1 protein-coding gene is annotated in these 366 nt (G+C 36.6%); it reads left to right on the top strand.

From position 1 onward, the window contains the following. On the top strand, window positions 1-366 hold a 366-nt coding region (locus CJF42_RS26445), incomplete at both ends, for a transposase (RefSeq protein WP_502694823.1).

Raw genomic sequence — 366 nt, 5'->3', positions numbered from 1 at the left:
AGCGTGAAATGGCGCTAAAGCATTTAAATAAAACCCAAGCAGGTGATTTAGTCGTTTATGACAGAGGTTATCCTGCCGTTTGGTTTTATAAATACCATATACTAAAGAATGTTGATTTCTGCATGCGTATTGTTAAAAGTTCCAATATTGTTAAAGCCTTTTTAGAAAGTGGAAAATATAGTGATATCGTTGATTTTCCCTGTACTGAGAAGTCTCTTCGTCGATGTAGAAAAGATAAGATATCGACAGAATCACTACGCTTAAGATTAGTGCGAGTTGACCTGCCATCAGGTGAGCCAGAGGTTCTGGTTTCATCATTAACAGATCTGAAAGCTTATCCGACTTCTGTTTTCGCTAATTTATATC

Origin of the sequence: Pseudoalteromonas sp. NBT06-2, assembly GCF_002276045.1 — a bacterium.
GTDB lineage: Bacteria > Pseudomonadota > Gammaproteobacteria > Enterobacterales > Alteromonadaceae > Pseudoalteromonas.
This window is presented reverse-complemented; position numbering and strand designations above follow the sequence as displayed.